Annotated in this window: 10 protein-coding genes; 5 read left to right on the top strand and 5 right to left on the bottom strand. The window is 68.6% G+C overall.

The annotated features are described in order from the left end of the window. The 5 genes from CHC08_RS35730 to CHC08_RS35710 all read right to left on the bottom strand — a co-directional run. Positions 1-410 (bottom strand): CoA transferase (locus tag CHC08_RS35730; RefSeq protein ID WP_179282393.1); only part of this gene is annotated, 410 nt, incomplete at its 3' end. Continuing rightward, a complete protein-coding gene (locus CHC08_RS35725) occupies positions 410-1,282 on the bottom strand; it encodes an HpcH/HpaI aldolase/citrate lyase family protein (protein WP_089211794.1) in 873 nt (290 codons plus the stop codon). The genes CHC08_RS35725 and CHC08_RS35730, both read right to left, overlap by 1 nt. A gap of 1 nt (position 1,283) precedes the next feature. Continuing rightward, on the bottom strand, positions 1,284-2,441 hold the full coding sequence (locus tag CHC08_RS35720; protein WP_179282392.1) for an acyl-CoA dehydrogenase family protein: 1,158 nt from the start codon (positions 2,439-2,441) through the stop codon (positions 1,284-1,286). Positions 2,442-2,500: 59 nt separating this feature from the next. After that, entirely contained in the window at positions 2,501-3,685 is a 1,185-nt protein-coding gene (locus tag CHC08_RS35715) for an MmgE/PrpD family protein (RefSeq protein ID WP_089211793.1), read from the bottom strand. A 200-nt stretch (positions 3,686-3,885) separates the two neighbouring features. After that, entirely contained in the window at positions 3,886-4,632 is a 747-nt protein-coding gene (locus CHC08_RS35710) for a GntR family transcriptional regulator (protein WP_089211792.1), read from the bottom strand. 486 nt (positions 4,633-5,118) lie between these two features. Here CHC08_RS35710 and CHC08_RS35705 point away from each other — a divergent pair, with 486 nt between their 5' ends. From CHC08_RS35705 to CHC08_RS35685, 5 genes are all read left to right on the top strand, one after another. Further along, the gene (locus CHC08_RS35705; protein WP_218825650.1) at positions 5,119-6,489 is read left to right on the top strand and encodes an MFS transporter; all 1,371 of its coding nucleotides are present in this window, start codon (positions 5,119-5,121) and stop codon (positions 6,487-6,489) included. 60 nt (positions 6,490-6,549) lie between these two features. Beyond that, entirely contained in the window at positions 6,550-7,557 is a 1,008-nt protein-coding gene (locus CHC08_RS35700; protein ID WP_245878769.1) for a polysaccharide deacetylase family protein, read from the top strand. A gap of 87 nt (positions 7,558-7,644) precedes the next feature. After that, on the top strand, positions 7,645-7,968 hold the full coding sequence (locus CHC08_RS35695; RefSeq protein WP_143653473.1) for a hypothetical protein: 324 nt from the start codon (positions 7,645-7,647) through the stop codon (positions 7,966-7,968). Then, positions 7,965-8,960: a CobW family GTP-binding protein gene (locus CHC08_RS35690; RefSeq protein ID WP_089211789.1), complete on the top strand. Its 996-nt coding sequence runs from the start codon at positions 7,965-7,967 to the stop codon at positions 8,958-8,960. Before CHC08_RS35695 ends, CHC08_RS35690 begins: the two co-directional genes overlap by 4 nt. A 12-nt stretch (positions 8,961-8,972) precedes the next feature. Beyond that, positions 8,973-10,010: an asparaginase gene (locus tag CHC08_RS35685; RefSeq protein WP_245878768.1), complete on the top strand. Its 1,038-nt coding sequence runs from the start codon at positions 8,973-8,975 to the stop codon at positions 10,008-10,010. Positions 10,011-10,047: the final 37 nt, after the last annotated feature.

Genomic DNA, 10,047 nt, shown 5'->3' with positions numbered 1-10,047 from the left:
TAGGCCTTCTTGCCGCGGTAGGGGCCCTTCGAGCCGTAGCCGGAGATCGAGCAGGTGATCAGCCGCGGATGCTTGGCGCGCAGGCTCTCCTCATCCAGGCCCAGCCGCTGCACCGCCCCCGGCAGGAGGTTCTGCACGAACACATCCGCCCGCGCGAGCATCGCGTCCAGGACCGCGCGGTCTGCGGGGTCTTTGATGTCGAGGGTGATGCTCTCCTTGCCCCGGTTGAGCCACACGAAGTAGCTCGACATGCCCTTGACCGTCTCGTCGTAGCCACGGGCGAAGTCCCCGCCGCCCGTACGCTCGATCTTGATCACGCGTGCGCCGAGGTCGGCCAGCTGGCGGGTGGCGAACGGGGCCGCCACGGCCTGTTCCAGCGCGATGACGGTGATGCCCTGCAACGGGAGCATCAAGACCTCCTTCGGTCGTCGGGGGTGGGCTCCACACCGGCCCGTCGCAGGACCAGCCGGGCGCGTTCCACAACCGGCCGGTCGATCATCTGCCCGTCCAGCCGTCCCGCGCCGCCGCCGGTGACGCTGTCCAGGATCTGCCGGGCGCGGCGCACCTGCTCCTGGCTGGGGCTGAACGCGGCGTTGACGGCGCTCACCTGGCGCGGGTGGACGCATAGTTTGCCTCCGAAGCCCAGGCCGGCCGCGGTGGCCGCCTCCGCCTCGACGACGGAAAGGTCGTCCAGGGCGACGGTGACACCGTCGATCGGAGCGGCCACGCGCGCCGCGCGCGAGGCCACCACCAGGCAGGAACGCGCGAACAGCATCGAGGTCGGGGTTTCGGAGGCGCCGAGGTCGAGAGCGAAGTCGATCGAGCCGAAGGCCAGGCGAGCCACGCCGGGTGCTGAGGCCAGGTCATAGGCGCGGTGCAGGCCCAGCGCCGTCTCGACCAGCGCGATCACGACCGTGTCCGGGCCCAGGGCGTCGCTCAGCTGGCTCAGGGCCCGCGGGTCCTCGGCCTTGGGCAGCATGACGGCGCGCGGGCCCGGCACCCCGGACAGCGCGGAGACGTCGGCGTCGTGGAACGGCGTGTTCTGGGCGTTGATCCGCACGCACGCGACCCCGCCCGCGCCGAGCCAGCGCGTGACCTCGGCGCGGGCCGGCTCCTTGGCGTTCACGGCGACGGCGTCCTCCAGGTCGCAGATCACGACGTCGGCGCCGCTCGCGGCGGCCTTGGCGAATCGGTCGCCGCGGTCACCGGGGACAAACAGCCAGGAGCGAGCTGCGGGTATATCCACCGTCACGGACGGGCGGGCATCGACATTTTCGCTCATCTCAGGGGGCCACCGTGCCACGGCTGACCAGCTGGCGTGCGATGACGTTGCGCTGGATCTCGTTGGTGCCCTCGCCGACGATCATCAGGGGCGCGTCACGGAAGTAGCGCTCCACGTCGAACTCGGTGGAGTAGCCGTAGCCGCCGTGGATCCGGATGGCGTCGAGCGCGATCTGCATGGCGGTCTCGGAGGCGAAGAGCTTGGCCATGCCGGCTTCCATGTCGGCCCGCTCACCGGCGTCGAAGCGACGCGACGCGTAGAGCACCAGCTGGCGGGCAGCAGTCAGCTTGGTGACCATGTCGGCGAGGTAGTTGCCGATCGACTGGTGCTTCCAGATCGGCTTGCCGAAGCTCTCTCGCTCCTGGGAGTAGCGCAGCGAGTCCTCCAGGGCGGCTCGGCCGACGCCGAGGGCCCGGGAGGCCACCTGGATACGGCCGATCTCCAGCCCGCGCATCATCTGTGCGAACCCCTGCCCCTCGCGCTCGCCCAGGAGAGAGGACTTCGGGACGCGGAAGTCGTCAAAGGTGATCTCACAGCTCTCCACGCCCTTGTATCCCATCTTGGGCAGGTCGCGGGAGAGGGAGAAGCCCGGACCCTTCTCGACCAACAGGATGCTGATGCCCTTGTGTGCAGGCGTGGCGGTCGGGTCGGTCTTGCACAGCAGCGCGATGAGCTCTGCCGTGCGGGCGTTGGTGATCCATGTTTTGGAGCCGTTGATGACGTACTCGTCATCGACAGGGGATGCGGAGGTGCGCATCGCCTGCAGGTCGGAGCCGCCGCCGGGCTCGGTGAGGGCCATCGTGGCGCGCAGCTCACCGGTCGCCATACGCGGCAGGTAGGTGTCCTTCTGCTCCTGAGTGCCGTAGTCGAGGATGAGCTTGGCGACCACCGTGTGACCACCCATGGCACCGGCCAGGCTCATCCAGCCACGGGCCAGCTCCTCCGTGATGAGCGCATAGCAGGGCGTGCTCACGCGAGCCTCGCCCCAGGGCTCGGGGATCGCCAGGCCGAATACGCCCAGCTGCTTCATCTGCTCGATGAGCTTCTCGGGGTAGGTGTTGGTGTGGTCCAGCTCCTGCGCAACCGGCTTCACCTCCCGGTTGACGAAGTCACGGACCATCTCGACGATCGCTTGCTCTTCCTCGTTCAGTCCCTCCACGGGGACTCCTCTCGGGTTGTGATCGGTGCGGCGCCTCAGCGCGTGAAGTCGGGTCGGTCTCAGAGGTGGTCGCGCAGGATCTGGCCCGCGGAGGACCAGCCGATGGTCTCGGGGCCAAGCGTGGTGCCGTCGAGGCAATCCTCGACCTTGCGCAGGAGCTCGTCCCGCGTGGGAGGACGTTGGGGTGAGCCGGGCGGGAACCGGGACCGGACGCGCAGCACGTCGTCGCCGGTGTGGACCTCCGCCTCGAACTCTCCGGCGAGCAGCCGGTCGCCGCCGTCGCCGAGCTGCACGTCGACCAGGTCCATCAGGCGACGGGCCTCCGGTCGTCGCACCGCCTGGTCCGTGAAGCTCGCGAAGCCCTGGTAGGAGTCCAGCAGAGCGGTCGCCGCGGCGTACTCGAGGCTGAACTTGGCCTGCAGCCCGGTGTCCGGCCGGTGGTGGATCAGCGGGGTGACCGTGCCCTTGGGCGTCTTGAGCATGATGCGGCTGACCTGAGCGGCGTCCACCTGGGTGGCCAGGTCGGCCAGGGCGCTGATCGGGCGCTGCAGCGCGTAGCAGCAGGGGAAGACCTTGATGGCCAGGCCGCCGGGAATCGCAGGGCCGGTAAGATCCACGGCGCTCGGGTCGCCCCCGACCAGCTCCAGCCACTGATCGAGCGCGGAGACGTCCGCGCTGGCGCCTGCGGCGGCCAGGTATGCCGCCCGCACGCCTGCATCAGCGGCGAAGCCGACCTGTAGCGGCTTGCAGTCGGTGCCGAACGCTCGCTGGACACCGCCCGCTGCGGGCACCGCGAGGGCCATGGCCGTGGCGAGCCGGTCGGCGTCGAGGCCGAGGGCCACACCGGCACCGACGGCGGCGGCCGGTGCGCCGGCAGTGGTGGTGGCGTGCCAGCCGGAGGTGTAGTGCGACCAGCCGAGCGCGGTCCCCAGCCGGGACATCACGCCGGCGGCGGCGAGGTAGGCGCGCGCGTCACCCCCGGCTGCCAGCACGGCCGGAACGCAGACGGCACTGATGTGGGTCGTCGACTCCATGTGCAGGTCGTCGAAGTCGAGCACGTGTGCAGCCACAGCCCACCGGGCCGCCTCTGACAGGAACGAGGCCGTCTGAACCAGGGGCTCGTTGCGCGCTGCCACCGCGACTGCGACCGTGTCCAGCAGGGAACGATCGGCCAGATCGAGATCGTCAGCGGTAGGGCCCAGGGCTGCGGCCCAGGTCGCCAGATCCCTGGCAATGGACGTCACAACGCCAGCTCCTCGAATGTGAGATAGCTAAGAATACGAAATGTACGGCCATTTAGGCAGAAAATAGGTCTGGCGTCAACAGCTGTCGGCGCCCCTGCCGTGAACCAGGGAGACGTGGGGATGCCGAGGCGTCGGCAAGGCCGGCCCTCCCGCGGGACGCGCCTCAGCCGGGACTCGCGGGGCCGGTGCGCGTCGACTCTCTACGCGCGGTGGCGGCGAAGCCGGGTGCGGTAGGAGTACCGGTCGGGGTGGAAGTGACTGATCGCCAGCTCGACCGGATCACCATTGGCGTCGAAGTACATTCGGTCGATTCGCAGCAGGGGAGTGTGCGCTGGCAGGTCCAGGGTCTCAGCGACCTCGGCCAGGGCGGTCCCGACGGTGATGCTCTGTTCGGCGTCCTGGATCGGAGCCTCGAGGACCTGGTCGAGCAGGCCGATGATGGTTACCTGGCTGACCGTCCCGGGCTGGGACAACTCCGTGACCTCACCCAGGTGTGCCCTGACACGGGGCGGCAGATAGACGCTCGTGTGCGAGAAGGGCTCCCCGTGGTGGAGCCGCAGGAAGGACGTCGTGACGACCCGGTCGTCAGTCAGACGCAACCTGCTGGCCGAGGTGGGGTCGACCGCGGCGGTGAGGGGGTGCAGGACCTGCAGCTGGCTGTCGGCCGACAGGCCCATCAGGTCCTCGACAGAGCCGAACTGCCGCAGGTAGCGCCCCGAGGCCGGTGTGACGAAGGTGCCCCGGCCGGGCACGCGGAACACCAGGTCCTCGGCCACCAGGTCCTGGAAGGCGCGCCGGACGGTCTGGCGGCTCACGGCGTACTGGCGCGCGATCTCGGCCTCGGTGGGCAGGGCGGTGTCCGGCGGGAACGCGTGACCCAGGATCTGCGCTCGGAGGTCGCCCCATACGCGCCGGAACGCCGGTTCCGCCTTTGCCGCTGAGCCCACCGGGGTTCCTCCTAGTGCTGGGGGATCTAGCAGGACGCATTTGTTGTACCAAATGCTGGACGTTGCATGAGAGATGTTTGAACGTTACATGAAAGACGTTCGGGCCTCCAGGGCGACGCGCCGCCCAAGAGACAGTCTGGGCGGAACCGGGGCTATGGCGCCGTAAGTCCCCTTGAGCAGGCCGCGCCGTGACGGGCTCGGATGGCACGAACCCTGCGTCGGGGCCACGACGGATGCCGCAGGAAATGCCAAACAGACCCTTGACCAGCCACGGACCCGTGGCTATAAATGGCCTTACATATTCACCTATTGGGCCTGAGTTTAACCCATTGGGTATGAGTCCAATAGGGCATGCGCGGCTGGACAGACTCATCGCTCCCCCGACGAACAGCCGCGCGTATCGGTCTGATCTGCCCAACCGCTGTGTGCTCCGCACCCCCCATGTCGTCGGACCGGTTGCGGACTCTAAGAAACGGAACAAAGTTAGTGGCTGCTTCCCCTGCTGAGCTGGTCTCCCAACCGCAGCACATCACCAACAGGGACGTGAAGATCGCGACCTGGGTGTGTTTCTTCGCCTGGACCTTCGCCGTCTACGACTTCGTGTTGTTCGGCAACCTCCTTCCCGAACTGGCTGCTGACCACGGCTGGTCATCGGCCCAATCGACCGGAATCAACACCTGGGTGACGGTCGGCACCGCGCTCGTCGCCTTCGGCGTCGGGCCCTTCGTGGACCGCGTCGGCCGTCGCAAGGGCATCATCATCTCCGTCATCGGAGCGGCCGTGGCCTCGCTCCTGACCGCGATAGCGGGCTGGGCCGTCGGCGTGGTCGCCGGTCTCGGCATCGTGATCCTGATCCTGGTGCGTGGCTTGGCCGGTCTCGGCTACGCCGAGCAGGCGATCAACGCGACCTACCTGAACGAGCTGTTCGCCGAGGTGTACACCGACCCGGCCAAGGCCCGTCGCCGCGGCTTCATCTACTCCCTGGTGCAGTCGGGTTGGCCGATCGGCTCCGTGCTCGCGGCCGTGTCGATCTACGTGCTGTTCCCGATCGGCGGCTGGGCGCTGTGCTTCATCGTCGCCGTGTTCCCGGCCTTCTTCATGCTCTGGGCGGCGCGCTACCTCAAGGAGAGCCCGCAGTTCGCGGTGCGTCACCGTGCGGAGAAGCTGCTGGCCGAAGGGCGCACCGAGGAGGCCAAGGCGCTCGCGGCTTCGATCGGCGTGGACCTGACCGACCGGTCGACCCCGCTGGCGTCCGCGTTCAAGGGCGAGTCGCTGCGCTCCACCGTCGTGATCGGCGCGGCCACCCTGTTCAACTGGCTCGGCGTTCTCGCTTTCGCGATCCTCGGCACCTCGCTGCTGACCGCCGCGGACGGCAAGGACATCACGTTCGACAACGCGCTGGCCATCCTGATCATCTCCAACGCGACGGCCTTCGCCGGCTACCTCTTCCACGGCTGGTTCGGCGACCGGATCGGCCGTCGCAACGCCATCGCGATCGGGTGGATCATGTCCGCGCTCTCCTTCGGCGGCATGCTGCTTGCCCCCAATGGAAGCTTCGGCCTGATCATCGCCCTCTACAGTGCGGGCCTGTTCTTCCTGATCGGCCCCTACGCGGCGCTGCTGTTCTTCAACGGCGAGAGCTTCCCCGTCCACACCCGTGCGACCGGCGGCTCGATCATCAACGCTGCAGGACAAGTCGGCTCGATCCTGGGCGGCGTGCTGATCACCGCGGCGCTGGCAAGCGGCCAGAGTTGGACCACGACGGCCTTCCTCTTCGGCTGCCTGCCGATCTTGGTCTCGGGGCTGATCATCCTCGGTGCACGCAACGTCGACCCGCGCAAGGTGCGGCTCGACTGAGATGTCCGTCAACCGCTTTCGTCCCGCTGAGCCCGGCGTCCGACGCCGCAGCTTCGACGCGTGGTCTCGACTCCCAGAGTCTTCCCGGCTCTTTCCGCGAAACAGCTCGGCGCCGCCACGGAACTCGCAGCGTTCGCCATCTACAAGGAGATCAATATGCCCAAGGACATCAAATGCGTATTCGGCGTCGACATCGACGCCGTCGGAGGATGGCTCGGCTCGTACGGCGGCGAGGACTCGCCGTCGGACATCCAGCGAGGATTGTTCTCCGGTGAGGTCGGGACGCCGCGCGTGCTGAACCTGTTCAAGAAGTACGAGGTGCCGGCGACCTGGTTCATCCCCGGTCACTCGATCGAGACCTTCCCGGACTCGGTCAAGAAGATCGTCGACGCGGGCCACGAAATCGGCGCGCACGGCTACTCGCACGAAAACCCGATCGCGATGACGCCCAAGCAGGAGGAGGACGTCCTCGCCCGCAGCGTGGAGCTGATCGAGAAGGTCAGCGGCAAGGCACCCCGCGGCTACGTGCCGCCGTGGTGGGAGATGTCGGAAATCACCACGTCGTTGCTGCAGAAGTACGGCTTCACCTACGACCACGGCCAGGGCCTTCACGACTTCATGCCGTTCTACGCCCGAATCGGTGATTCATGGACCAAGATCGACTACACCCAGGAGGCCAGCACCTGGATGAAGCCGCTGGTCCGCGGTGAGGTCATCGATCTGGTCGAGATCGGCGCCAACTGGTACATGGACGACCTGCCGCCGATGATGTTCATCAAGAAGGCTCCGAACAGCGCCGGCTGGGTCAACCCCCGCGACGTCGAGTCGTGGTGGAAGGACCAGTTCGACTGGGTGTATCGCGAGCAGGACTACGGCGTGTACGCCTTCACCATCCACCCGGACGTTGCCGGTCGGCCGCAGGTGCTGCTCATGCTCGAGCGCATGATCGAGTACATCAACGGCCACGAAGGCACCAGCTGGGTCACCATGGAGGACGCGGCGGACGACTTCCGCAGCCGCTACGCCTTCCCCGGTCCCAAGGGCAGCCCGTTCATGCCGGGCACCTGACCTGATGGGTGGGGCCGGTGGCCACGGCCACCGGCCCCACCCCTGGCCAGGCCGAAAAGATACGAAGGGGGAACCATCTTCATGTGCGTGCTCTGTTACGAGCTGGTCCCCGAGGACCACTGGTCGGACGGAGTCTCCGACGGCGGGGCGGACGCGGTGCCGGGCCGCTCGCGATATCGGCGTACGCGTATCCTGTCGGCGGTCCTGGCCCCTTACGGCCTGACGGTGTCAGACCCGGGCACCGGCCCGCACTGCGTGGTCGCGGACCGCAAAGGAGCCGCCGAGGTCGCCGCCGGCCTACCCGCGGTGTGGCAGGCCGCCCAGAGGCTGAGCCCCCGGCGCATCGACGTGCTCGACCCCGTGCTGCTCGAGGCGCTGGCACCCGGCGTTCCGGCGGGTGAGCAGACGTGACTCTCCTGGGACTGCCCGCCCCCACGCAGGCTGCCCCGTCCGCGCAGAGCCGGCGCGGAGTGACGCTACTCAGTGGCTTTCTCGGGTCGGGCAAGACGACGCTGCTGCGGCGCGAGCTGGCCCGCGCCGGGGCGAACGCGCCCGCGGTGATCCTCAACGACTTCGGTCACACGATGGTCGACGACGTCCTCCTCACCACCGACGGGGAGCGCCCGGTCGTCCTGTCGGGCGGATGCGCGTGCTGCACCCGCCGGGAGGACCTGGCCCTGGCCCTGGCCGGCCTGCTGGACTCCGAGCAGCGCGGAGGCGCGCCGCGCCGGGACCACGTCGTCATCGAGACCAGCGGGCTGGCCGACCCGGGGCCCATCGCCTTCACCGTCGCCCACGACCCGGTCCTGAAGCACCACTACGTCCTTGCCCGGGTCTGCGTCACCGTCGACGCCCTGACTGGGCTGGGCAGCATCGAGCAGCACCATGAGGTCGCCCTTCGCCAGCTCCTGGCGGCCGACGAGGTCCTCGTCACCAAAGCCGACCTGGCCGAGCCCGATGACGTGGACGAGTTGGTCCGGCGGCTACACGAGATGAACCCGTCCGCAGGCGTGAGCGTCACGGCCAACGGTGAGCTGTTGCGCGCAGAGGAGGCGGTATCGGCGCGGGGCAGGCCGACTGCCCCGCCCGTGGCCGACGCCACTCACACCACCGGGGTGTCCACCCTGGAACTGGTGACCGACGAGCCCCTCGACTGGCAGGCCTTCTCTGTGTGGCTGAGCCTGCTGTTGCACAACCGCGGCACCGACGTGCTGCGGGTCAAGGGCGTGCTCGACGTCCGTGGGGTCGGGCCGGTGGCCGTCAACGGTGTCCAGCACGTCGTCCACCGACCCGAGCACCTGGGTGTCCCGGTCCCTCCCGGCACGCGGCTGGTCTTCATCGTCCGCGACATCGATACCGAGCTGCTCGAGCGCTCGTTCCACACCTTTCTCGCCATCAACTGAAAGTGAAGTGATGTGACGGTTCAGTCAGGGCTGCCCCAGGTGACGGTCTTCTCCCTCGGCGGGACCATAGCCTCGACCAACGACCCCGGCGGTGACGCGGCCGGGGTGACGCCGCGGCTCGGCGCCCGGGAGCTCGTGGACGCGGTGCCCCAGCTGCAGGAGGTCGCCGAGCTGGAGACGGTTGCCTTCCGTCAGACGGCGTCCGGCGACCTCACTCTGCGCGACCTCGTCGCGCTGGCCGCGGAGATCACCAAGCGCTTCGACGCCGGTGTCGCGGGTGTCGTTGTCACCCAGGGCACCGACACCATCGAGGAGACGTCCTTCGCGCTCGACCTGCTGGTACGCGGCCCGCGGCCCGTCGTCGTGACCGGGGCCATGCGCAACCCCACCCTCGCCGGTCCCGACGGCCCGGCCAATCTGCTCGCCGCGGTGCAGGTGGCGGCGTCCCCGCAGGCGTCCGGGCTCGGCACGCTGGTCGTGTTCAACGATGAGATCCATGCCGCCCGCTTTGTGCGCAAGACCCACACCTTCAGCCCTGCGACGTTCCGCTCACTGACGGCCGGTCCACTCGGCTGGATGGTCGAGGGTCGCCCCCGCATCGCCTTCCGCACCCCTGAGCTGCATGGCACGCCGACCGGCGTCGGTGAAGAGGTTCCCGCGGTGGCGCTACTGAAGTCCGCCCTCGGTGACGACTCCCGCCTGGTCGAACAGGTGGAGGCCCTGGGGTATGCCGGCCTGGTCGTCGAGGCCTTCGGCGGCGGCCACGTGCCCGCCCACGTGGTTCCGGCGCTCGGGCGGCTGGCCGGGCGGCTGCCCGTCGTCCTGGCCTCGCGCACCGGCGGCGGCGAGGTGCTGCGGGAGACTTACGGCTTCCCCGGCTCCGAGCGGGACCTGCTCTCCTGTGGACTCATCTCGGCGGGCTTTCTCGACGGCCTGAAGGCTCGCATTCTGCTGAGCCTCCTGCTGGCGACCGGGGCCGATCTGGCCGGTGTGCGGAACGCCTTCGAGCAGGTCAACATGTCCGTTTCCTCCCCACCGTCGCCGGAGTAGGCGGCTGACCGTTTGGCACCCCACACCCGCCACCACT

Source organism: Streptosporangium subroseum, assembly GCF_900188345.1.
Lineage (GTDB): Bacteria > Actinomycetota > Actinomycetes > Streptosporangiales > Streptosporangiaceae > Streptosporangium > Streptosporangium subroseum.
This window is presented reverse-complemented; position numbering and strand designations above follow the sequence as displayed.

Bases quoted from the DNA above. Each gene is read 5' to 3' on its own strand.
- CHC08_RS35725 (WP_089211794.1), bottom strand. From the start codon at position 1,282: ATGAGCGAAAATGTCGATGCCCGCCCGTCCGTGACGGTGGATATACCC.